The sequence below is a fragment of the Sphingobium sp. LF-16 genome, assembly GCF_003711185.1.
Taxonomy (GTDB): Bacteria; Pseudomonadota; Alphaproteobacteria; order Sphingomonadales; family Sphingomonadaceae; genus Sphingobium; species Sphingobium yanoikuyae_A.
In genome coordinates this window covers 2,392,098-2,415,162 of the sequence record NZ_CP029335.1, presented here as the reverse complement: position 1 = coordinate 2,415,162, position 23,065 = coordinate 2,392,098, and the positions used below count along the sequence as shown (strand labels likewise).

Below are 23,065 nucleotides of genomic sequence, written 5' to 3'. Positions count from 1 at the left end.
CGATGCGGCGCTCACGCCTGATCCTGCTGGCGGGCCTTGCCCTGCTGCTGCTGGCGCTGGCCGGCCTGTGGCAGTGGCGCGTGCATGAGGCGGACGGCAGTGCCGCGCTCGCGCGCGGGCTGGCCGCGCTGGATGCCGGTGATGCGCGCACCGCCCGGATCGAGATGATGAACGCCATTCGTGGCAATCCGGCGTCGCTGCCGGCGCGGCTGGGCCATGCCCGCGCGCTGGTGCAGTTGGGTGATGGCGCCGGGGCGCAGGCCGATCTGCTGCGCGCGCGCAAGCTGGGCGCCAGCGTCGGCGACACGAATGGACTGCTGGCGCAGGCGCTGCTGTTGCAGGGCGATGCCGATGGCGCCCTGCGCGCCGTGCAGGCGGGCGAAGGCAAGTCGGCCGAGGCGGCCCGTGTCGCCGCCCGCGCCTGGCAGGCCAAGGGCGACAATGACGCCGCGCAGCGCGCCTTTGACGATGCGCTGCATCTCGCCCCGCGCGCAGCCCGGACCTGGGTCGATCTTGGCCGGTTCCGCCTGACATTGGGCGATCAGGCCGGGGCGATTGCGGCCGCGGACAAGGCGCTGACGCTGGCACCGGGCGATCCGGATGCGCTGACCCTGCGCGGCATGCTGATCCGCGATCAATATGGGCTGGTGGCGGCGCTGCCCTGGTTCGAACGGGCACTCGACGATCATCCCAATGCGCTTGCCCCGCTCACCGAATATGCCGCGACACTGGCCGATGCCGGCCGCGCGAGCCGCGCGCTCAGCGTCAGCCGGCGCATCCTGGCGCTCGATCCCGGCAATCCGCGCGCCTGGTTCCTTCAGGCGGTGATCGCGGCCCGCGCCGGGCAGATCGATCTTGCCCGCACCCTGCTGGCGCGCACCGATGGCCGGCTGGATGGCGAGCCGGCGACCCGGCTGCTGCGCGGCGTGTTGCACCTGTCGGATGGCAATGCCGTGCTGGCGGCCGATGCGCTGGGGCCGCTGGTGGCGATGCAGCCCGACAATCGCGTGGCGCGCACGCTGCTCGCCCGCGCTTCCTATCTGACCGGCGACTATGCCGGCACGGCGGCGACGCTCGCCCCCCTTGTCGATCGCCATGATGCCGATCCCTATGTGCTGACGCTGGCCGCCCGCGCGCAGGAGCAACTGGGCGATCGCGCGCAGGCCGATGCGTTGCTGGCCCGCGCGTCCTGGCCGGTGCGTCCCTCGTCGGACCTGCTGGGGGGCACGAACGCCGTCATGACGCCGCCGGCCGATGTCGCCACCGCGGCCGACAATATCCCCTATATCCGCGCGTTGCTGATGCAGGGGCGCACGGGCGAGGCGGTCGACCGCGCCGGGCTGCTGGCGCGAGCCAATCCCGGCGCGCCGGCCGCTCATGTCGTGCTGGGCGATGCGCTGGTCGCTGCCGGCCGGCCGGCCGATGCCGCCCGCAGTTTCGAGGCGGCGGCCAATATCCGGTTCGATCGCAATGCCGCGCTGCGGCTGGTCGCGGCCTGGAGCGCGGCGGGCGATCCCGCCCGCGCGCTGCAACTCGTCCGCCTGTTCCTGGCGCAGAATCCGATGGATGTGGAGATGCAGCGACTGGCGGCCGGGGCGGCGATGCAGGCGCATGACTGGCGCGGCGCGCTGCGCCTGTTGCAGGCGGTACAGGCCCAGACGGGCGGCCATGATGCGCTGCTGATGGCCGATCTGGCCCGCGCGAGCCTGGAAACGGGATCGCCCGGCAAGGCGCGCCTCTATGCCGCCCAGGCCTATCGCCTGATGCCGGCCAATCCGGTCACCGCCGATATCTACGGCCTGGTGCTGCTGCGCACCGATGCGCAGGGGCCGGCGGCGATCGATCTGCTGGAAAAGGCGGTCGCCCTCGCGCCGCAAAACCCGCCTTTCCAGTTCCATCTGGGGCAGGCCTATGCCGCCGCCGGGCGCAAGGCGGAGGCGAAGCGCGCTTTGTCGCGCGCGGCCGCCGCCCATTTCCCCGATCGCCAGCAGGCGGTGAAGGCGCTCGCTTCATTGTAAAAAAAAAGCGCCCCGCGGGGCGCTCTTCTTCAGACCTTCTGGCTGTCCAGTTCGTCGAGCCGGATGCCCAGCCGCCGGATCTGTGCCGCGACCGGCGGCCACACGCTTTCCAGGAAGCGGCTGCGTTCCGCCTCGCGCAGCTTGCGGGTCGCGCCATCGGCGACGAACATGCCCACGCCGCGTTTCACGACGACCAGCCCGTCATCCTGGAAGCTCTGATAGGCCTTGGCCACGGTCAGCGGATTGGCGCCCTGCTGCGCGGCAAAGGCGCGGACCGAGGGGAGGAGGTCGCCATCGCGATAGTCCCCATCCAGGATGGAGGCGGCAATGATCTCGCGGAGGCGGAGATAGACGGGTTTGGATTCGTCGCTCATAAGTGCATCAGTGCCATAATACAGCCGTGCAGGTCAATGGACCTTGTTACGTGAAAGCCCGTATTTTCGGCAATTATCTGTCCCATGTCGATACGATATCGTTATAATCTGGCCGGGGCCGTTCTTCCAGCGCGCGTGAGGGCGTGCCGATGAAGACGAATCCGGCCAGCCGCTCGTCCTCGCTGCCAAAGGCGTCGCGCACATCGTCATTGAAGCTCGGCCATCCGGTCAGCCAGCCGCCGGCAAAGCCCAGCGCATGGGTGGCGTGCAACAGGTTCATGATCGCGGCGCCGGCCGACAATTCCTGTTCCCAGACCGGGATCTTGCTGCTCGCGATCGGCTTGGACAGCGCCACCACCAGGGTCGGCGCCTGATGCGCGAACTGGTGCATCGCCTCGATCTCCAGCCGCCCGGCCTCCGGCTTCTCGGCGCGATAGGCGGCCTCCAGCAGCGCGGCCAGCTTTTCCCTTTTGTCCTGCGGCACGATCACGAAGCGCCAGGGCGCCAGCTTGCCATGATCGGGCGTGCGCAGCGCGACTTCGAGGATCTGGCGCAGCTGCGCATCGTCCGGGCCGGGCGCGATCAGGTCGCGCGGCTTGCCGGAACGGCGGGTCTGCAGCAGGGTGAGGGGGCTGGAAAGGTCGTTGAACATCGGTTGCCAAATGGGAGGCTTTGCCGCCGGACGCAAGGGTGAAGGGCGCACTTCCTATCGCTTCAATCCTGCCCCAAACCCCTCTTTGACTCTGCCCACCTTTCCCCTCTAGGGTCCGTGCCATAACGCCGCCGCTCTTGCCGGCCGGCACAAAAAGACAATTTCAAGGGGGTCCGATGGCGACCGCAATCACCGTACCGGCGGAGGCAGGCAAGACCTGGCTCGGCCATCCGCGCGGCCTGTTCCTGCTGTTTTTCGCGGAAATGTGGGAACGTTTTTCCTATTATGGCATGCGTGCCATCCTGATTTTCTACCTCACCAAACATTTCCTGTTCGGCGAGGACAAGGCCTATATCCTCTACGGCGCCTATACCTCGCTGGTCTATATCACCCCGGTGATAGGCGGCTATCTGGCCGACCGGTTCCTTGGCCCGCGCAAGGCGGTGCTGGTGGGCGGCGTGTTCATCGCCATCGGCCATTTCCTGATCGCCATCACCGAAGGGCCGGGGGGGCAGGATGCCTTCTATCTCAACGGCTTCTATCTGGCGCTGGCCAGCATCATCGTCGGCACCGGCTTCCTGAAGGCTAATATCTCGGTGCTGGTGGGCGAACTTTATGCCCGTGACGATCATCGTCGCGACCCGGCCTTCTCTATCTTCTACATGGGCATCAACCTGGGCGGCGCCAGCGGACCGATCGTCTGCGGCCTGCTGGGCGAGCTGTGGGGCTGGAGCTGGGGCTTCGGCGCGGCCGGCGTCGGCATGCTGCTCGGCCTCGTCATGTTCGTCTGGCTGCGGCCCTGGCTGCTGGGCAAGGGCGAGCCGCCCGCGCCGGAAAAGCTGCGCGCGCCGGCGATCGGCACGATCTCGCAGGAATGGACCATCTATGCCAGCGCCGCGCTGGGCGTGGCGGCGATCTGGATGGTCATCCGCTATGCCGAACTGCTGGGCTATACGCTGCTGATCTTCTCCGCCCTGACGGTCGCCTACATCCTTTGGCGCTCGGTCACGGTGCTGACCAAGGTGGAGCGCGACCGGATGTTCGCCGCGCTCTTCCTGATCGCGCTCAATCCGCTCTTCTGGGGCCTGTTCGAACAGACCGGCTCCTCGCTCAACATCTTCACCGACCGCAATGTCGATCGCGTCATCCTGGGCTGGGACGTGCCGGCCTCTTTGTTCCAGTCGGTCAATTCCATCTACATCATCCTGCTCGCGCCGCTGTTCGCGGTGCTGTGGACCTTCCTCGACGAGCGCCGGCTGGAGCCATCCTCGCCCGCCAAGTTCGGCATCGGGCTCATCCTGTGCGGTGCCGGCTTCCTGGTGCTGGTCGCGGGCGCGGCGATGGCCGGCCAGTCGCTGACGCCGGTGATCTTCGTCTTCCTCATCTATCTGCTCCACACCATGGCGGAACTCTGCTTCTCGCCGGTCGGCCTGTCGGCGATGACGCGCCTGTCGGTGTCGAACATGGTCGGGCTGGTGATGGGCACCTGGTTCCTGGCGATGGCCGCGGGCAATTTCATCGCCGGCCTGATCGCGCGCGCCACCGGCAGCGGGGAAGCGGGCGACGTGACCCAGGTGCTGGACGTCTACAGCCGCATCGGCTGGTTTTCCGTGGTGGTCGGCGGCCTGGTGCTGCTGGTCTCGCCCTATGTGAAACGCATGATGCATCTCGATCTCATTGCCGCTGAAAAGGGGAAACAGGCATGAACGCACGCAGCAAGCTGCTGCTGGGGCTGGCGCTGGTCGCGACCGGCATGACCGCGCCGGCGGTCGCCAAGAAGGAAAAGGATCAGCCCGCACCGGCGTCCCAGGGCAGTTCGGCCGAGCCGGACAATCCTTACCCTTCGACCTACAAGCCCTATCCGGGCGTCGCGACCGCGATCCGCGGCGCAACCATCTTTGACGGTGAGGGCGGGCGGATCGACAAGGGCGTCGTCTTCCTGTCGGGTGGCAAGATCACCTCGATCGGCGGCCCCGACACGCCGATCCCGGCCGACATCGCGGTGTTCGACGGCACCGGCAAGTTCGTGACGCCCGGCGTCATCGACATTCACAGCCATCTGGGCGTCTATCCCTCGCCTGCTGTGGACGCGCATTCGGACGGCAATGAAATGACCTCGCCGGTCACGCCCCATGTCTGGGCCGAACATTCGGTCTGGCCGCAGGACCCCGGCTTTGGCCGTGCGCTCGCCAATGGCGGCGTCACCACGCTTCAGATCCTGCCCGGTTCGGGCAATCTGTTCGGCGGTCGCAGCGTGATCCTGAAGAATGTCCAGGCCCGCACCATGCAGGGGATGAAGTTCCCCGGCGCGCCCTATGGCCTGAAGATGGCCTGCGGCGAAAATCCCAAGCGCGTCTACGGCGCCAAGGGGCGCGAGCCCAGCACCCGCATGGGCAATATGGCGGTCGATCGCCAGACCTGGATCAAGGCGCGCGAATATCAGAAGAAGCGCGCCGCCGGTAAGGACCAGACCCGTGACCTGGGCATGGAGACGCTGGCCGACGCGTTGGAAGGCAAGATCCTGGTCCAGAACCATTGCTACCGCGCCGACGAGATGGCCAATGTGATCGATATGTCGAAGGAGTTCGGCTACAAGGTCACCGCCTTCCACCACGCGGTCGAGGCCTACAAGATCGCCGACCTGCTGCGCGAGAACGGCATCTGCGCCGCCATGTGGGGCGACTGGTATGGCTTCAAGATGGAAGCCTATGACGGGATCAAGGAAAATGTCCCGCTCGTCCACCAGGCCGGCGCCTGCGCCATCGTCCATTCCGACGACGAGAATGGCATTCAGCGGCTGAACCAGGAAGCGGCCAAGGCATTGGGCGCGGGCCGTCGCATGGGGCTGAATATCCCTGACGAGATCGCCTGGACCTGGCTCGCCATCAACCCGGCCAAGGCGATGGGCATCGCCGACCAGACCGGCAGCCTGAAGGTCGGCAAGATGGCCGACGTCGTGCTGTGGAACGGCAATCCGTTCAGCACCTATACCCGGCCGGAAAAGGTCTGGGTCGACGGCGCCTTGCTCTATGACGCCAATGATCCCAAGCGGCGCCCGGTAACCGACTTCGAACTCGGCCAGATCGGCGCGGGAGACGTGAAATGACGATGAAGACCGCAATCCGCGCCGCCGCCGCGCTGCTGGCCGTTGCCGCCTCGCCCATGGCCCTGGCCCAGACCATCGCCATCACTGGCGCCACCCTAGCGATCGGTGACGGGTCGGAACCGATCCAGAATGGCACCGTGGTCATTTCCGCCGGCAAGGTGGTGGCCGCCGGGGCCGGCGTTGCCGTGCCGGCTGGCGCCAAGACCATCGACGCCAGCGGCAAATGGGTGACGCCCGGCATCGTCTCGGGCTTCTCGCGCGTGGGCCTGGCCGAAGTGCCCGGCGTCAAGGAAACCAACGACATCAACGCCCGCACGCCTTTCTCGGCCGCGATCGATGTTGCACCGGCAATCAACCCGCTGGCCAACCCGATCGCGATCAGCCGCACCGCCGGCGTGACCCGCGCGGTGGTGGTGCCCGCGACCGGCAACGGCATCTTTGCCGGGCAGGGCGCCGTGGTCGATCTGGGGGCCGACATGGACCCGATCACCAAGGCGCGCGCCTTCCAATATGTCGAGATGGGCGAAGAAGGGGCGGAGGATGCCGGCGGCAGCCGACCGGCCGCCTATCTCACCTTCAAGATGATGCTGCGCGAGGCGCAGGATTATGCCAAGGCCCCGGCCAGCTATGATGGCCGGTCGAAGGACGCTTTGCTCAACCGCGTCGATGCCGAGGCGCTGGTCCCGGTCGTCACCGGCGCCATGCCGCTGATGATCCATGTCGAAAGCGCGCGCGACATTCTCGGCGTGCTGGCGCTCAGGAAGGACTTCCCGGCGCTGAAGCTGATCCTCGCCGGCGCGACCGAAGGCTGGATGGTCGCCAGCCAGATCGCCGCCGCCAAGGTGCCGGTGATCGCCGGCGGGCTCGACGACCTGCCCTCCAGCTTCGAGAAGCTGGCGGCGACCCAGAGCAATGTCGGCCGCATGGTGAAGGCCGGCGTGCCCGTCGCCATGGGCCTGATGGACCGGGACGAAGCGCTGCAACTGCGCCTCGCCACCCAGCAGGCGGGCAATATGGTCGCGCTCAACAAGGTGCCGGGCGCCACTGGCCTCAGCTGGGGCCAGGCGCTGCGCAGCATCACCTCCGCCCCGGCCGAGGCGATGGGGCTGGGCGACCGGATCGGCTCGCTCAAGGCCGGCAAGGCGGGCGACGTGGTGATCTGGGACGGCGATCCGCTGGAAATGGAATCGGCGCCGGTCGCGGTGTGGATCGACGGCATCCAGCAGCCGATCGACAACCGCCAGACCAAGCTGCGCGACCGCTACGCCACCCCGACCGAGGGCAGCCTGCCCAAGGCCTATGAATGGTAAGATGGGGAAGGGGGCCACGGCCCCCTTTTTCATGCCGCGCACATCTGCCGGCAAAATGCGGGGGCCATGGCACCAAAGGCAACCCTGCCTCGTTGGGGCAGGACGCAACCGCGATAGGAGAGGCCCCATGCCCGATGAACTGAACGAAGCCCTCGAGCGGTTCCAGATGTTTGCCGCCCGCTTCAAACTGGATGATCTGATCGATGCCGAAAGCGGCTTCACCGGCAACGACGCCGCGCTGCTGGCGGGCGAAGTCGAAATGGCCATCCAGACCAGAGGCATGCAGGACAGCCCCGAGCCGGATATAGACGGCAGCCTGTTCTAGGGGCCGTGAATCCAGCTGGGCGACGATAGAAGCGCACTATCTGGGCAAACTGCCCCCGGACGTAGCGGCAAGAACAATCAGCTATTCATGGAAGTCGTGCTGTGGACTGTTCGAAAGGGCAGTCCATGGCGCGACCTGCCGACCCATTCGATTAACCGGGAAAGGCGCCGCCTCTGGCTCTCGGTCATGGTCGACTTCTGACAGGAATGCTGCCCTCCCTGCGCGACAGGCGCCGCATGATCTCGCGCGATCAGTAGGTCATCTGGCCGGTGACATTGCCGCCGTCGAGATAGCGGCAGACCAGTATCTCATCCTCGCCGCTGGCCACGGTGACGAGCGCACATCCCACCTGCGTCGTGTCGCGCCAGATCACCTGCGTGTAATGGCCGACATCTTCCCACTGGCCCGATGTGCTCACATCGGTGAACACGCCATTCTTGAACGCCGCCTTCTCGTCGATCCACATCGTCACCATGTCTTCGGGCGTATAGGCGCCCTTGCTGCCCCGCCACAGATTCTCGCCCTCGGCGACCAGCGAACCATCATGTTCGAGATCGCTTAGCGTCTGGAGATTGGCGCCCCATCGCGCCGCGTCGGCGGCGAGCGCCGGGCTCCAGCTAAGGTTGGGCACGCCAATCTGGCCACGCTCCGCATTATGGGCGGCCAGGACGCGCTGGTCGAAATTGTCGAGCCGGTTCTGCGCCTGTACCGGTGATGCGGCGATAAGGCCCAGCAGAATGGCGGCTGACCGTTGTATCGAGGGGCGCGTGAGAAGCTCCAGCATCATCAACCTCTCCTTGTTCTGATGGTAGATCGCGCGGGGCATCAGCCGAATTTTTCGAGCAGATATTGCGAGACCCAGATCTGGGTGCCAGCCAATTGGGGCAGCGCCAGCCTGATCCGCTGGTCAAAGCGCAGCTGCCGCGCCAGCCCATCGCCGATGGCCGCCCCGGCGGCCATCTCGTGCGGGTTGAAGCTGTTCCGCACCCGGTGCAGGGCGTCGCGCACGCGGTCGCCTTCCTCGCCGGTCAGGGTCGCGGGTAATGGCCCACCATAAGGGGTGCCGCTTGCGATCAGGCCGAGCAGGTTCGCAAAATCATCGGGTTGCATCTCTACCCAATGATGAGGCTGGAGAATGGCCTTCGGGCGGAAGATCACGGCGGTTGCCGTCACGATCCCTCCCGTCAGATAGACGGTCGGGCGTTGCTGGGGTGGGGGTTCCGTCGCAATCTGTGGCGCCAGCACCGGAGCCACGGTGTCGCCGTAAAATTCCGATGCCCTTTGGCCGACGGTGGCGGTGCGGACGTCCGGCCAGTGAAGCTTGACCGCGCCGGCCATCGTCTTGGCTCCATAGGGTGCCGAAAGGGCGACAAACTGGCCATGCTGGTCATAATAGCCGCCCTTGATAGTGCCGCTGGCGATGTTGACGTGCATCACATTGCGGCGATCAGCGGGGCGCACGATCCAGTCATAGCCCAGCCGCGCCTGATCCTTGATCGAGATGATTTCGGGGGTGATGCCCGTTCGTGCGGGAAGGGCGGCGATGAATTGCTCCACCCGGCCTGGCGCGAAGTCGATCAGGCCGCCCGAGACCAGCACGGCAATGTCGCTGGTCTGCAATCCATGCTGGGACTTCAGCCGATCGATATGGCCAGCCACGATGTCGACGCTCTGGGCGGCCATGGCGTCATCCGCTGCGGGGCCAAGTGGGCTGGCCAGTTCGGTTTCCACGAAGGCCTTGCCGGTGGGTTCCGGCGCCATGCGCTCGAAGCCTGAAAGCTTTCGTCGGCCCAGCTGGTCACGGTCAAACCGGTAGGCTGCGACGCTCATTCCGCCCCGCCGGATTTCGACGACGCCATAGGTTTTTTGCCGGTTCGCCTGCGCATTCGCCCTGGCTGGTATCAGGCCCGGTATCAGGGACAGGCCTGTGACCGATGCTGCCGTTGCGCCGATGAATGCGCGCCTGCTCCAAGCCATCGCTGTCCCCCATGTCCAGGCAGATGTCGGGGTCAATCCCGGCGCGCTGCGACAAACGGATTGCTATGACGATGTCGGGTGCGAAACAATCGGGCTATTCCGGATGGCCGATGGCGGAAAATCCTTAGGGGCGATGGCGCCGGGGCCGTGGCGTCTGTCCTACAGCGCCGGCTTTCCGCTATACCGTCGCCGGCTCTTTCCCATCGTCCGCGCGCATCCATGGTCTCGCACGATAATTTCCATCATCGGCACGAAAATGTCAGGATGTGCGGGAAATATGCGAAGTTAAGCGCGGCATTTCCTATTTTGCCGCGCCGGGTTCAGCCGCTGGTGGCGCCCCACACGTCGCTCGCCTTCACGAAGCCCTTCTGGCCCTTTACGTCGAATGCGCACCAGCCGCTCGAGCAGGAACCGATCCGGCCGACCACGCCCTTTTCGGCGCGGAACAGGGTGCGGCTGGTTTCGCTCGCGCCCTCGTGCATCGGTGCTTGCGCCGCGGTGACGATCGCCGTGGCGGTATCGCTCAGCAGGCGGACATGCATCCAGCCCTGGGCACCGTCAGGGTCTTCCACCTTGCGCCACAGGCCCAGCACCTGCACCACTTTCACCGGCAGGTCGCGGCGCTGATAGACCCAGTTGGACGGGTAATCGAGGCTGGGGCCGACGCGCATCCGCGCCTCGTCATGCGACAGCGACGCCCAATAGGGCACCGGCTTGGCCGGGGCCGCCGCCGCGCCGCTCATATTGGTCAGTGCCGCGATCATGCCCGCGCCCAGCAGCAGGCGCTTCATGCCCGACCCTTTGCCCATATCACCCATGGTCTTTCCATACGCTTGTCCGGCCGGTCGCGACAAGCTTTCAATCGCAGGCGGCAGCATATCCGCTTGACCGGCGGGGCAGGCGGGAATAGCGGCCATGCTATGGCCAGGAAACCGCGCCCCGCAACGCCGCGCGTCATCGTGACGCGTCGCCTGCCCCCCAATGTGGAGGCGCGCATGGCCGAACTGTTCGACGCCAGCTTCAACACCGGCGACATTCCCATGAACCGGGCCGAACTCGCCGCCGCCATGGCGCAGTGCGACGTGCTGGTGCCCTGCATCAGCGACCAGATCGATGCGGAACTGATCGCCGGCGCGCCCGACCGGCTGCAACTGATCGCCAGCTTCGGCAGCGGCGTCGACCATATCGACCTGGCCGCCGCGCGGACCAGGGGCGTGATCGTCACCAACACGCCCGGCGTGTTGACCGAAGACACGGCCGACATGACCATGGCGCTGATCCTCTCCGTGCCCCGCCGCCTGGCGGAGGGGGAGAAGCTGGTGCGCTCGGGCCAGTGGCATGGCTGGAGCCCGTCGGGCATGCTGGGGCACCGCATCGGCGGCAAGAAGCTGGGCATCATTGGCATGGGCCGCATCGGTCGCGCCGTCGCCCGCCGCGCCAAGGCGTTCGGCCTCTCCATCGCCTATCATAACCGCCATCGCCTGCCGTTCGAGGTGGAGCAGGAGTTGGAGGCCAGCTGGCATGACGATCTCAACGCGCTGCTGCGCGAATGCGACATCGTGTCGATTCATTGCCCGCTCAATGCCGACAGCCGCGGCCTGATCGATGCGCGGCGGATCGGCCTGATGCGGCCCGACGCCTATCTCATCAACACCTCCCGCGCGGAAATCACCGACGAGCCGGCGCTGATCGCCGCGCTTGCCGAAGCACGGATCGCCGGCGCCGGGCTTGACGTTTACACCCATGAGCCGGCGGTCGATCCGCGGCTGCTGGCGCTCGCCAATGTCACCCTGCTGCCCCATGTCGGCTCGGCGACCTTCGAGGGGCGCGACGCCACCGGCGCGCGCGTCATCGCCAATATCCGCACCTGGGCCGACGGCCACCGCCCACCCAATCAGGTGCTTGAAGGCTGGGTCTGAACGCTGCGCGCGCGGAACAATGCGCGCCTTCCTCCGTTTGGAAACATCAGAGAAACGGAAGGAATCCCACCATGATTCGTCTTGCCATCATTGCCCTTGTGATCGCGGCCGTGCTCGCCGTCCTCGGCTTCGGCGGCGCCGCCGGCACCTTCGTCGGCATCGCCAAATTGCTGTTCGGCATCGCCATCGCCCTGTTCCTGATCTTCCTTGTTCTGGGCCTTCTGGCTGGCAAGGGCATCAAGGACGCGATAGACTGACACGCATGATCGAGATTGGCGCTGGAGTGGATGAAACCGGGCGGTTGCTGCGCGATGAGGCCGGCTTCCTGCTCCAGCGTGATCTTGGCGGCACCTGGCGATTGGTGCTGCTGCGGGTGCCGGTCGACCATGTGGAAAAGCGGGTCCGGGTGCGCGGCTATTATGCCGGCGACGACATTGTCGAAGCGGACGGCGTAGCCGCCGCCTGAACCGGCATCGGGCCATCTTGCCAGAATCGTTGCGCCGCGCGATCAGTTGCGCCCATGCGCAAGATCATTTCCCTGATGCTCGCCGTTGCGGCGCCCGCTCTGGCTCACGCCCAGACTCCCCATGACCAGCTGACCAAGGTGATCGACGATCACTGGGCATGGTATCTGTCGGTCCATCCGGTGGAGGCGACGGCGCGCGGCGTGCGCGACTATGACGACCAGATTTCCGACCTGTCGCTTGGCGCCCGCGATGCCCAGATCAAGGCGGAACAGGGCTTCGTCACCCGGCTGGATGCGGTGCCGGAGACAGGGCTGGACGCCGCTGACAAGGTCAATCGCGCGGTGCTGCTATGGATGCTGCGCGACGATATCGCCAGCGACAAGCATCAGGCCGAACGGCTGATGCTCTTCACCACCTATTATAGCTGGCATCAGGGCTTTTCCGGCATGGCCGACGGCCTGCCTTTCTACACCCGCGCCGATTATGAGAGCTATCTGAAGCGCCTGGCCCTTTACCCGAAGCAGAATGGCGATGGCATGGTGATCACTCGCCAGGCGATCAAGGGCGGCTATGTGCTGCCCTGTTCGGTGCTGGGCGGCTTTGCCAAGGGGATCAGCGGCATCGTCGCCGGGGCGCCGGAAGGAACGCGCTTCTACGAGCCCTTCACCCGCACCAAGCCGCGCGACATCAGCGATGCCGACTGGGCGGCGCTACAGGCGCGCGCGGTGGCGGTGATCCGCGATGTCATCACGCCGGAATATGGCAAATGGCACGACCTGTTCGTGGCGGACTATCTGCCCAAATGCCGCAAGAGCGACAGCGCATCGACGCTGCCGGGTGGCGCGGCCTGGTATGCCAGCCGGGTGCGCACCCACACCACCACCGACCTGACCCCCGATCAAATCCACCAGATCGGGCTGGATGAGGTCGCCCGCATCGGCAAGCGGATGGACGCGATCGCGGCCAAGGCGGGCTATCCCAGCCGTGCCGCCTTCATCCAGCATCTGCGTACCGACCCCAGCTATTACGCGAAGACGCCCGAGGAATTGCTGCGCGTCGCCGCGCGCCAGGCCAAGATGATCGACGGCCTGCTGCCGCGCTATTTCGCCACGCTGCCGCGCCTGCCCTATGGCATCAAGCCGATCCCGGCGGCCGAGGCGGAAGGGACGACCACCGCCTATTATGGCCCCGGCGCGCCCGAAGCGGGGATATCGGGCACCTACTGGGTCAATACGTCGAAATTGGACCAGCGGCCCTTCTGGGAATTGCCGGCACTGACCGCGCATGAGGCGGTGCCGGGCCATCACAATCAGATCGCACTGCAGCAGGAATTGCCGCTGCCGCCCTTCCGCAAATATCTCGCCGGCTTCACCGCCTATGTCGAGGGTTGGGCGCTCTACACCGAATATCTGGGCGAGGAGATGGGCCTCTACGACACGCCCGAAAAGATGATGGGCCGCCTGTCCTATGAGATGTGGCGCGCCTGCCGGCTGGTGGTGGACACCGGCATCCATGCCAAGGGCTGGGACAAGGCGAAGGCCGTCGCCTTCATGAAGGCGAACAGCGCCCTGAGCGACGCCAATATCGATGCGGAGGTCAATCGCTACATCAGCTGGCCGGGGCAGGCGCTGGGCTACAAGCTGGGCGAGATCAAGATCCGCGAGCTGCGGGCGCGGGCGGAACAGCAGCTCGGGCCCAAGTTCGACCTGCGCCGTTTCCATGATGCGGTACTGTCGCAGGGGGCGGTGCCGCTTACCGTGCTGGAAAGCCAGATCGACGGCTGGATCGCAGCGGAAAAGGCGCGCTGATAAAGGCAAGATATGGGGCGGGGCGGGCGTGATTTCTACGCCCCGCGCACAATAAAAGTGCGGCCCTTGTGCGCGTCGCTGCGAATGATTTTCAGTAAGCAAAAATGGCGGAAATAAAGGCGGTTTCGACCATTTTGTCCCTTTTACTTGGCGGTGGCAATCTGTATGCCACCGCTCATCGGGACACACTTGCTTCGACCATAGGTTGGGGCGCCTCCCTCCACCTTGCCGCGTCTTCGTGGCTTCTGGTGGGAACGCGACGCTTCCTTCCGCATGGCCGGGCCTATGCGAGGAGACGCATATCTTATGACCGCCACCGGACAGGATACTCTCGGCACGCGCGACACGCTCAATGTCGGCGGCAAGGACATCGCCTATTATTCGTTGGAAAAGGCTGCTGCGAAGCTTGGAGACGTTTCGCGCCTGCCTTTCTCGATGAAGGTGCTGCTGGAAAATCTGCTGCGCTTCGAGGACGGCGTGACCGTCACCACCGACGATATCAAGGCGATCGTCGACTGGCAGAATGACAAGGGCAAGGCCGAGCGCGAGATCCAGTATCGCCCGGCGCGCGTGCTGCTGCAGGACTTTACCGGCGTGCCCTGCGTCGTCGACCTGGCCGCCATGCGCGACGCGATGAATGCGCTGGGCGCCGATGCCAGCAAGATCAACCCGCAGGTGCCCGTCCACCTCGTCATCGACCACAGTGTCATGGTCGACGAGTTCGGCACGCCCCGCGCGTTCCAGGACAATATGGAGATCGAATATCAGCGCAACATGGAGCGCTACGACTTCCTGAAATGGGGCAGCAAGAGCCTTGCCAACTTCTACGCCGTGCCGCCGGGCACCGGCATCTGCCATCAGGTGAACCTGGAAAATATCGCCCAGGGCGTCTGGTCGAGCGAAGGCTCCGACGGCGCCACCATCGCCTATCCCGACACCTGCGTCGGCACCGACAGCCACACCACCATGGTCAATGGCCTGGGCGTGCTGGGCTGGGGCGTGGGCGGGATCGAGGCGGAGGCCGCGATGCTGGGCCAGCCGGTGTCGATGCTGATCCCCGAAGTTGTCGGCTTCAAGTTCACCGGCAATTTGAAGGAAGGCGTCACCGCCACCGATCTGGTGCTGACCTGCACCCAGATGCTGCGCGCGCGTGGCGTGGTCGGCCGCTTCGTCGAATATTTCGGCCCCGGCCTTGCCACGCTCAGTCTAGCCGACCGCGCGACGCTGGCCAATATGGCGCCCGAATATGGCGCGACCTGCGGCTTCTTCGGCATCGACGACAAGACGCTGGACTATATGCGCCTGACCGGCCGCAGCGACGAGAATATCGCGCTGGTCGAGGCCTATGCCAAGCAGCAGGGTTTCTGGATCGATCCGTCGATAGAGCCGATCTTCACCGATACGCTGGAACTGGACCTCTCGACCGTGGTGCCGAGCCTCGCCGGCCCCAAGCGCCCGCAGGACCGCGTCGCGCTGCCCGAAGTGGACGATGTGTTCAACGCGGACATGGTGAATACCTACAAGAAGGCGCAGACCCGCGTTCCGGTCGAGGGCAAGGATTATGATATTGGCGATGGCGACGTCACCATTGCCGCGATCACCAGCTGCACCAACACCTCCAACCCCAATGTGCTGATCGCCGCCGGCCTCGTCGCCAAGAAGGCGAATGAGCTGGGCCTGAAGCCCAAGCCCTGGGTCAAGACGTCGCTGGCGCCCGGTAGCCAGGTCGTCACCGACTATCTGGAAAAGGCGGGCCTCCAGGCGCATCTCGACGCGATCGGCTTTAACCTCGTCGGCTATGGCTGTACCACCTGCATCGGCAATTCGGGCCCGCTCGCCGAGCCGATCAGCAAGGCGATCAACGAAAATGGCCTGGTTGCCGCCGCCGTCATTTCGGGCAACCGCAACTTCGAAGGTCGCGTCTCGCCCGACGTGCGCGCCAACTTCCTCGCTTCGCCGCCGCTGGTCGTCGCCTATGCGCTCAAGGGCACGGTGATCGAGGATTTCATCACCACCCCGATCGGCACGAGCAAGGATGGCGAAGCGGTCTATCTCAAGGACATCTGGCCGACCAATGACGAGGTCGCGACCACCCTGGCGGGGGCGGTCGACCGGGAGATGTTCCGCGCCCGCTACGCCAATGTCTACAAGGGCGACGCCCATTGGCAGGCGATCGAGGTGACCGGGTCGGACACCTACAAGTGGCGTGCCGGGTCGACCTATGTCGCCAACCCGCCCTATTTCGAGGGGCTGACCATGACCCCGGCGCCGGTCACGGACATCATCGGCGCCATGCCGCTGGCGATCTTCGGCGACTCGATCACCACCGACCACATCTCGCCGGCCGGTTCGATCAAGGCGACCTCGCCCGCAGGCAAGTGGCTGAGCGAGCATCAGGTCGCCCAGGCCGACTATAACAGCTATGGCTCGCGCCGTGGCCATCATGAAGTCATGATGCGCGGCACCTTCGCCAATATCCGCATCAAGAATCTGATGCTCGACGGCGTCGAAGGCGGCATGACCAGCTATCAGGGCGAAGTCATGCCAATTTATGACGCGGCGATGAAGCACAAGGCCGACGGCACGCCGCTGGTCGTGATCGGCGGCAAGGAATATGGCACCGGATCGTCGCGCGACTGGGCGGCCAAGGGCACCAACCTGCTCGGCGTGCGCGCCGTGATCGTCGAAAGCTTCGAGCGCATCCACCGCTCGAACCTGGTCGGCATGGGCGTGTTGCCCCTGGTGTTCAAGGACGGCCAGACCCGCGACACGCTGGGCCTCAAGGGCGATGACAGCTTCACCATCACCGGTGTCGCCGACCTCAAGCCCCGCCAGGATGTCGAAGTGCAGGTCACCCGCGCCGACGGTTCGACCTTCAGCTTCACCGCGCTCTGCCGCATCGATACCGTCAACGAGCTGGAATATTTCCTCAATGGCGGCATCCTGCAATATGTGCTGCGCAAGCTCGCCGCCTGAGCGCTTGATCGGTTGACGCGCTGAGCTAAGGAATGAGGGCTCTCTCCGTGAGGAGGGAGCCCTTTTCATTTGGGGGTGGATGGTGGCGCTGTTCGTGGAGATCGTCGGCTGGGCCGGCGCGATATTGGTGCTGATCGCCTATGTCGGCGTCTCGACCGGGCGGCTGTCGGGCGGGTCGGCGACCTTCCAGTGGCTCAACGCCGTCGGCGCCGCCTTCTTCATCCTCAACACCTGGTGGCATGGCGCCTTTCCCTCGATGGTGCTCAACATCATCTGGGCGGTCGTCGGCTTTTCCACCCTGTGGCGCATCTTCCGTAGGAGAATGTCCCCGTCATGACCCGCTTCATCGATCTCAGCCACGCCATCGAACATGGCATGACCACCTATAAGGGCGTCGCCGCGCCGCATATCTGCGATTACTGGACCCGCGAACAGTCGCGCGCCAACTATGCCGATGGCAGCGCGTTTCAGATGGGACGGATCGACATGGTGTCGAACACCGGCACCTATCTCGATGCGCCCTTCCACCGCTTCGAGGAGGGCGATGATCTCTCCATGCTCGACCTCGACCGGCTGGCCAGCCTGCCGGCGATCGTGGTGCGCAGGCCGTTCGAGGCCGTGGGCCTGGCGACCGACGCCGCCGATCTGGATGGGATCGATGTCGCCGGCCGCGCGGTGCTGGTCCACACCGGTTGGGACCGGCACTGGCGCACGCCCGCCTATTATGAGGATCACCCCTTCCTGACCGAAGCGGCGGCGCAGATGCTGGTGGCGCGCGGCGCCCGGCTGGTCGGCATCGACAGCCATAATATCGACGATACGCGGCCCGGCACCGGCCGCCCGGTCCATCGCGAGCTGTTGGGGGCGGGCGTGCTGATCTGCGAACATATGACCAATCTGGCCATGCTGCCGGATGCCGGCTTCGCCTTCACCGCGGTGCCGCCCAAGATCGTCGGCATGGGCACATTCCCGGTCCGAGCCTTCGCGCAAGTCAATTTGACATGATCTTTTAGCGTAGCCTTCAGGCATGACATCGCTGTTAGCCTTCGGCTTTCGCTTGAACTGAGAGGCGTTAGCGCCGATACTATGACGATCGGCCGAGAAAGGCCGTCCAAGGAGATTTTACCCATGGCCAATTGGTCCGACCCCCGTTCCGACATCGCAGGCTTTGGCAATGCCAGCGCCGCGCGCAGCGAGGCGTTCGATGCCGGGCTGCGCAAATATATGCTGTCGGTCTATAATTATATGGCGAGCGGCGTGCTGCTGACCGGTGTCGTCGCGATGCTGTTCGCGTCGAGCGGTCTGGCGCTCCAAATCCTCGCCGGCCCCGGCATCCTGAAATATGTCATCATGTTCGCGCCGCTGGCTTTCGTCATGGTGATGAGCTTTGGCATCAACAAGCTGTCGACCGTCGCGATGCAGAGCCTGTTCTGGGCCTATGCCGCCGTGATGGGCCTGTCGCTGTCGTCGATCTTCCTGGTCTATACCGGCACGTCGATCGCGCAGACCTTCTTCGCGACCGCTGCGGCCTTCGCCGGCCTCAGCCTGTTCGGCTACACCACCAAGAAGGATTTGTCGGGCTTCGGCACCTTCCTGATCATGGGCGTGGTCGGCCTGTTGGTCGCCAGCCTGATCAACATCTTCCTGCGCTCCAGCATGATGGATCTGGTCATCAGCGCCGTTGGCGTGCTGCTGTTTGCGGGCCTCACCGCCTATGACACGCAGAAGATCAAGAGCATCTATGCTTATGTCGCCGGCACGGAGATGATGGGCAAGTCGGTGGTGATGGGGGCGCTGAACCTCTATCTCGACTTCATCAACATGTTCCTGTTCCTGCTGCGCCTGTTCGGCGATCGTCGCTGATAGCGGTCGAACGGCAAGTCAAAAAAGGCCCGGCGGACATCTCCGCCGGGCCTTTTGCTTTGTGGGGAAGGGGGCAGGCTCAGCCTTGTTTCTGCATCTCGGCGATCAGGGCGTTGTCCATCTCCTTCTGCCTTTTATAGGCTGGGCGCTCGCGCAGCCGGGAGGCATAGGCCTCGAACGCCGGGCGGCTGGGGATGGTGCCGAAGGCGAGCCCCCAGTCGATCTGCGCGCCGACATAGACGTCCGCCGCGGTGAAGGTGCCGCCGCAGATCCAACTGCGGCCGGTGACCGCCGTTTCCAGCGTATCGAGCGTGTCGTCGAGCGAGCCATAGCCCGCGCTGCGCTCGCGTCCCTCGGGCAGGACGAAGCCCATCGCCTTGTTGGTGACGGCGGCCTCCACCGGTCCGGCAGCAAAGAAGAGCCAGCGATAATAATCGGCCCGGTCATCGGTCGCCGGCGCCAGGCCGGCGGCCGGGAAGGCGTCGGCCAGATAGGCGCAGATGGCGGCGCATTCGGTCACCACCTTGCCGCCATGGACGATCGCCGGCACCTTGCCCATCGGGTTGATGGCGCGATAGTCGGCGGTCTTCATCCCGCCGGCATAATCCAGGATCACCGCCTCATAGGGGGCGCCGACCTCCTCCAGCATCCAGCGGGCAATCTGCCCGCGGGACATGGGGTTGGTATAGAGAAGAACCGGGTCCGCCATCATGCATTCTCCTTGGAAAGTGGCCGGAACATATCATGAACAATATGCTCCGGCCAGCCGGATCATTGAGCCGGTGCGGTGGCCGCCGCCGCAGGCTTGTCGCGATAGCGATCGAACCAGGCGATGATAGCCGCCGCCTTGGCCGCCGATTGCGACGGGCGGGCGGCGATGCCGCCATGGCTGGCACCCGGCACCTTCACCAGCGCGGTCGGCACGCCCCGTATCTGCAGCGCGCCATAATATTGCTCCGCCTCGCTGACCGGGGTGCGATAATCCTCGCTGCCCACGACCACCAGGGTCGGCGTCTTGACGTTGCCAACCAGGCTGAGCGGCGAGCGGTTCCAATAGCCCATCGGATCTTCCCAGGGCTTGGCCGGGAACCAGTAGCGCGAGGTGAAGAGGGTATTGTCCATGGTCAGCGCCTCGCTGATCCAGTTGATCACCGGCTTCTGCGTCGCGGCGCCCTTGAACCGGTCGGTCTTGCCGATGATCCAGCTGGTGAGCACGCCGCCGCCCGAACCGCCGGTGACGAACAGATTGTCCGGATCGGCCACGCCCGCAGCGATCGCGGCATCGACCGCGGCCATCAGGTCGCCATAGTCGTCGCCGGGATATTTATGATGGATCAGCTGGGCGAATTCCTCGCCATAGGAGGTGGAGCCGCGGGGATTGGTGTAGAGCACGGCATAGCCGGCGGCGGCATAAAGCTGGTCGTCGGTCGAGAAATGCGGGCCATAGGCGGTGTGCGGGCCACCATGGATTTCCAGCAGCAACGGCACGTGGGTGCCGGGCTGATAGCTGGGCGGGGTGACGAGCCAGGCCGGCACGGTGCGGCCGTCGGGCGCGGTGACGGCCAGTTCCTTGACCTGGCCCAGCGCCTTGTGGCCCAGGAAATCCTCGTTGAGGCGGGTGAGTTGGCGGCTCTTGCCACCGCTGCTGACCGACAGGTCGGCCGGGCGCAACGCCGATCCGCTGGTGAAGGCCAAAGTGCCATTGGCCGCGACGCTGAAATCGCCGCCGCTATAGGGCCGGTCGAACGCCGTGCCGGTAAGGCCACTCGCCAGTTCGGTGACATGGCCGTCGAGGCTGATGCGGGCGAGGCGGTTGACGCCGCGCTCGTCATATTGGGCATAGAGCGACTTGCCGTCGGCCGCCCAATAGGCGCGGTCGATGCTGCGGTCGAAACTGGCGGTGATCGCATGGGCGCCGCTGCCGTCGCGGTTCATGACGTAGAGGTAAGTGTTCTGGTAGGAGAGGCGCTTGTCGTCATAGCCGAGATAGGCGACCTTGCTGCCGTCGGGCGATACGACCGGCGCCACATCCGGGCCTTCGCGGCTGGTGAGTGGGCTGATCGCGCCCGAGGCGATGTCGAGCGCATAGATTTCCGGGTCGAAAACCTTCTGCTGCCAGTCGGGCTTGCGCACCGCGCTGAACAGGATGGCGCGGCCATCGGGCGTCCAGCTCAACGGGCCGCCATCCTGATAGTCGCCAAAGCTCAGCTGCCGGGCCGGGCCGCCATCGGCCGACACCAGGAAGATATGGTCATAGCCGGCCTGGACATAACCGCCGCCATCATTGCGATAATCGACCCGGTCGATCACCTCCAGCGGCTTGGCCCATTCGGCGCCCTCCGGCTTGTCGGGCGCCTTGCCCAGCTTCATCGGGTCGGCGGGCACGCGCATGATATAGGCGAGGGACTTGCCGTCGGGCGACCAGGTGACTGACTGCGGGCCGTCGGGCAGGGTGGTGACGCGCACGGTCGCGCCGGTGTCGAGCCAGCGCACGAACAATTGCGGCTTGCCCGCATCGGCGGCGATATAGGCGATGCGCTTGCCATCGGGCGACCAGCGCGGCTGGCTGGCGTCGGTGACCAGCGGGCGCTGCGCGCCGGTGGCGGTGTCGACCAGCCAGATCGCGCCCTTCTGCCGGTCGGTCATGATGTCGCCCTGGCGGCGGACATAGGCGACGCTCTTGCCGTCGGGGCTGATCTGCGGATCGGTCGCGACCTGCAGCGCGAAGATGTCGCGGCCCTCGAACCTGGACGACGGGGCAGCCGACTGGGCGGCGAGCGGCAGGGGGGAGAGGGCGGCGCCGAGCAGCAGCGCGGCCAGTAGCTTGTGTCGCATGAAAACCTCGAAACGGAAGAATGGCGCGAGACTTGCCGGATTTTCCTTTCGTTTCAAGTGCAAGTCGTGGCCGGGGCGCGATAGCTGGTGCCGCGCCCCGACCAGAGCTTCAGCAGCCCGCGCCCATCGCGCCGGCCAGCATGCCGCCAAGGCCGCCCTTGCATTTCTTCTTCTTGGGTGGCGAATTGTCGCCGGAGGCGTCGGCGCTGTCGTCACTGCCCTGGCTCATCATCGATCCCATGTCCGGCCCGTTGAGCATCCACATGGTGTTGGAGCGATAGCGCACACGGGCGATCCATTCTGGTTTCCAGGCGATCTTGGGATCGGCCGGGCGCGGTGGATAGGCGAAATTGGCTTCCGGGCCATAGGCGTAGAGGCTGCCCATCAGCATCTCGCCGCCCGACTGCACCACCTGTGACGGCACGGTGCAACTGGTCTGGCTGGGCGGCATGACGATCTTGTCGACGATCAGCTTGCGCACGGCACCGGGGGATAGCCAGTCCCATACCGGCCCGCCGAACGCCTGGCTGGCCGATGACGCCCACCACACCATGTCGCCGCCCTGCTTGGCCGCGAACACCCAGGCATAATAGCCGGTCGCATTGGGCACCGCGTTCCAGCTCAACTGGGTGGCGCCGCCCGCCGCCGGGCTGGCGCGGCCCGTGATCGGCGGCATGAAGTCCTGGTTCAGCGCGAACTTGATCTCGGGCGAATAATTGCCGGCGATGCGATGGTCGCCGATCAGCGAGGAATTGCCCGACAGCGTCTTGCGCGTCTGACCATTGGGCCATTCGCCATAGGTCTTGCTGTTGGTAAAGCGGACCTGCCATTCCTGCGGGATCGCCGCGCCGGTCATGTAGAGGCCGGGCGGAAACTGGCCGCGCGCGACCTTGGCGAAATCGATCACCACCGGCTGGTTCGGCCCTGCGGTCGCGCCGCATCCCCAATAGATGAGCAGCCGCCCCTTGGGCTTCTCACCGGGCAGCGCCGGCTCGTCGCTCGGCGTGACCTTTGGCGTGACCAGCGGGACGGAGGCGCCCAGCCGGGCGCCGGCGGGCATATAATGTTCGGCCGCCGGCGAGCCGCTCGCGGTCTGGGTCGATCCCAGGCGCAGCACCAGTTCATGGATCGGCTGGTTGCCGCCGCCCATCATCATCGACATGGCCCCGCCCATGCCACCGCCGCCCGCCATTGCGGCCATGCCGGACATGGTGCCGGCATCCATCGCATAGCGGGCGATCGGTCCGCCGGCCTGCTGGCTGGCGCCGGGCGTGGCGAGAAGGACGAAGCTGATGCTGAGCAGCGCGGCGCGTGGCGCGGCGGACCGCAGATGAAGCGAAGTGGACATGCATTCCCCTATGAAAGCGTGGAAGACATGCGACCTTTCTGTTCTGGAGTCGGCTTAGCAGAATTTAAGGGGGGCGGGGAGAGGGCG

At 65.6% G+C, this 23,065-nt stretch carries 22 protein-coding genes and 1 pseudogene; 15 read left to right on the top strand and 8 right to left on the bottom strand.

Going from position 1 to position 23,065, the window contains the following annotated elements; genetic code table 11:
* The first annotated feature begins 2 nt into the window (after positions 1-2).
* Positions 3-2,018 carry a tetratricopeptide repeat protein gene (locus tag DIZ22_RS11255; protein WP_122928207.1) on the top strand — a complete coding sequence of 672 codons (2,016 nt, stop codon included), beginning with the start codon at positions 3-5 and terminating at the stop codon, positions 2,016-2,018.
* Between the two features lie 29 nt (positions 2,019-2,047).
* On the opposite strand, the gene DIZ22_RS11250 is transcribed toward DIZ22_RS11255, so the two are convergent.
* Both DIZ22_RS11250 and DIZ22_RS11245 read right to left on the bottom strand, forming a co-directional pair.
* On the bottom strand, positions 2,048-2,392 hold the full coding sequence (locus DIZ22_RS11250; protein WP_004211328.1) for a GntR family transcriptional regulator: 345 nt from the start codon (positions 2,390-2,392) through the stop codon (positions 2,048-2,050).
* A 73-nt stretch (positions 2,393-2,465) separates the two neighbouring features.
* Positions 2,466-3,044 carry a nitroreductase gene (locus DIZ22_RS11245; protein ID WP_048939433.1) on the bottom strand — a complete coding sequence of 193 codons (579 nt, stop codon included), beginning with the start codon at positions 3,042-3,044 and terminating at the stop codon, positions 2,466-2,468.
* A gap of 176 nt (positions 3,045-3,220) precedes the next feature.
* Between DIZ22_RS11245 and DIZ22_RS11240 the strand changes: the two genes are divergently transcribed.
* The 5 genes and pseudogenes from DIZ22_RS11240 to DIZ22_RS11220 all read left to right on the top strand — a co-directional run.
* Entirely contained in the window at positions 3,221-4,750 is a 1,530-nt protein-coding gene (locus DIZ22_RS11240) for a peptide MFS transporter (RefSeq protein WP_048939432.1), read from the top strand.
* Positions 4,747-6,150, top strand: a complete 1,404-nt coding sequence (locus tag DIZ22_RS11235) for an amidohydrolase (RefSeq protein ID WP_048939431.1) — start codon at positions 4,747-4,749, stop codon at positions 6,148-6,150. The genes DIZ22_RS11240 and DIZ22_RS11235 overlap by 4 nt, the downstream gene beginning before the upstream one ends.
* Positions 6,147-7,460, top strand: coding sequence for an amidohydrolase family protein (locus DIZ22_RS11230; RefSeq protein ID WP_048939430.1), 1,314 nt, complete (start codon positions 6,147-6,149; stop codon positions 7,458-7,460). Before DIZ22_RS11235 ends, DIZ22_RS11230 begins: the two co-directional genes overlap by 4 nt.
* Positions 7,461-7,587: 127 nt before the next feature.
* A complete protein-coding gene (locus DIZ22_RS11225; protein WP_004211334.1) occupies positions 7,588-7,785 on the top strand; it encodes a hypothetical protein in 198 nt (65 codons plus the stop codon).
* Positions 7,786-7,839: 54 nt separating this feature from the next.
* Positions 7,840-7,926: pseudogene (locus DIZ22_RS11220) on the top strand (IS5/IS1182 family transposase); the annotation flags it as partial.
* Positions 7,927-8,035: 109 nt separating this feature from the next.
* On the opposite strand, the gene DIZ22_RS11215 reads toward DIZ22_RS11220, so the two are convergent.
* Entirely contained in the window at positions 8,036-8,572 is a 537-nt protein-coding gene (locus DIZ22_RS11215) for a CAP domain-containing protein (protein ID WP_234415741.1), read from the bottom strand.
* Positions 8,573-8,610: 38 nt separating this feature from the next.
* Positions 8,611-9,546, bottom strand: a complete 936-nt coding sequence (locus DIZ22_RS11210; protein ID WP_122928206.1) for a hypothetical protein — start codon at positions 9,544-9,546, stop codon at positions 8,611-8,613.
* 166 nt (positions 9,547-9,712) lie between these two features.
* On the opposite strand from DIZ22_RS11210, the gene DIZ22_RS21815 reads away from it, so the two are divergent.
* Positions 9,713-10,051, top strand: a complete 339-nt coding sequence (locus tag DIZ22_RS21815) for a hypothetical protein (protein ID WP_137405288.1) — start codon at positions 9,713-9,715, stop codon at positions 10,049-10,051.
* Positions 10,052-10,082: 31 nt separating this feature from the next.
* On the opposite strand, the gene DIZ22_RS11205 is transcribed toward DIZ22_RS21815, so the two are convergent.
* Complete coding sequence (locus DIZ22_RS11205) at positions 10,083-10,580, bottom strand: SH3 domain-containing protein (RefSeq protein ID WP_004211336.1); 498 nt, start codon at positions 10,578-10,580, stop codon at positions 10,083-10,085.
* 102 nt (positions 10,581-10,682) lie between these two features.
* Between DIZ22_RS11205 and DIZ22_RS11200 the strand changes: the two genes are divergently transcribed.
* The 8 genes from DIZ22_RS11200 to DIZ22_RS11165 all read left to right on the top strand — a co-directional run bounded on the left by DIZ22_RS11200 (position 10,683) and on the right by DIZ22_RS11165 (position 18,795).
* Positions 10,683-11,681, top strand: a complete 999-nt coding sequence (locus tag DIZ22_RS11200) for a D-glycerate dehydrogenase (protein WP_122928205.1) — start codon at positions 10,683-10,685, stop codon at positions 11,679-11,681.
* Between the two features lie 71 nt (positions 11,682-11,752).
* On the top strand, positions 11,753-11,938 hold the full coding sequence (locus tag DIZ22_RS11195) for a DUF1328 domain-containing protein (protein ID WP_004211340.1): 186 nt from the start codon (positions 11,753-11,755) through the stop codon (positions 11,936-11,938).
* Positions 11,939-11,943: 5 nt separating this feature from the next.
* Complete coding sequence (locus DIZ22_RS11190; RefSeq protein ID WP_004211342.1) at positions 11,944-12,147, top strand: DUF5818 domain-containing protein; 204 nt, start codon at positions 11,944-11,946, stop codon at positions 12,145-12,147.
* A 54-nt stretch (positions 12,148-12,201) separates the two neighbouring features.
* Positions 12,202-13,956: a DUF885 domain-containing protein gene (locus tag DIZ22_RS11185; protein WP_122928204.1), complete on the top strand. Its 1,755-nt coding sequence runs from the start codon at positions 12,202-12,204 to the stop codon at positions 13,954-13,956.
* A gap of 306 nt (positions 13,957-14,262) precedes the next feature.
* Complete coding sequence (gene acnA / locus DIZ22_RS11180) at positions 14,263-16,932, top strand: aconitate hydratase AcnA (RefSeq protein WP_048939073.1); 2,670 nt, start codon at positions 14,263-14,265, stop codon at positions 16,930-16,932.
* A gap of 79 nt (positions 16,933-17,011) precedes the next feature.
* Entirely contained in the window at positions 17,012-17,269 is a 258-nt protein-coding gene (locus DIZ22_RS11175) for a hypothetical protein (RefSeq protein WP_037515777.1), read from the top strand.
* On the top strand, positions 17,266-17,937 hold the full coding sequence (locus DIZ22_RS11170; RefSeq protein WP_048939074.1) for a cyclase family protein: 672 nt from the start codon (positions 17,266-17,268) through the stop codon (positions 17,935-17,937). Before DIZ22_RS11175 ends, DIZ22_RS11170 begins: the two co-directional genes overlap by 4 nt.
* A gap of 123 nt (positions 17,938-18,060) precedes the next feature.
* Positions 18,061-18,795 (top strand): Bax inhibitor-1/YccA family protein, encoded by a 735-nt coding sequence (locus tag DIZ22_RS11165; RefSeq protein ID WP_048939075.1) that lies wholly within the window; start codon positions 18,061-18,063, stop codon positions 18,793-18,795.
* Positions 18,796-18,874: 79 nt separating this feature from the next.
* On the opposite strand, the gene DIZ22_RS11160 is transcribed toward DIZ22_RS11165, so the two are convergent.
* The 3 genes from DIZ22_RS11160 to DIZ22_RS11150 all read right to left on the bottom strand — a co-directional run bounded on the left by DIZ22_RS11160 (position 18,875) and on the right by DIZ22_RS11150 (position 22,978).
* Positions 18,875-19,504, bottom strand: a complete 630-nt coding sequence (locus DIZ22_RS11160) for a glutathione S-transferase family protein (RefSeq protein ID WP_048939096.1) — start codon at positions 19,502-19,504, stop codon at positions 18,875-18,877.
* 62 nt (positions 19,505-19,566) lie between these two features.
* On the bottom strand, positions 19,567-21,630 hold the full coding sequence (locus DIZ22_RS11155; protein WP_122928809.1) for a S9 family peptidase: 2,064 nt from the start codon (positions 21,628-21,630) through the stop codon (positions 19,567-19,569).
* Between the two features lie 109 nt (positions 21,631-21,739).
* On the bottom strand, positions 21,740-22,978 hold the full coding sequence (locus tag DIZ22_RS11150; protein ID WP_122928203.1) for a hypothetical protein: 1,239 nt from the start codon (positions 22,976-22,978) through the stop codon (positions 21,740-21,742).
* Positions 22,979-23,065: the final 87 nt, after the last annotated feature.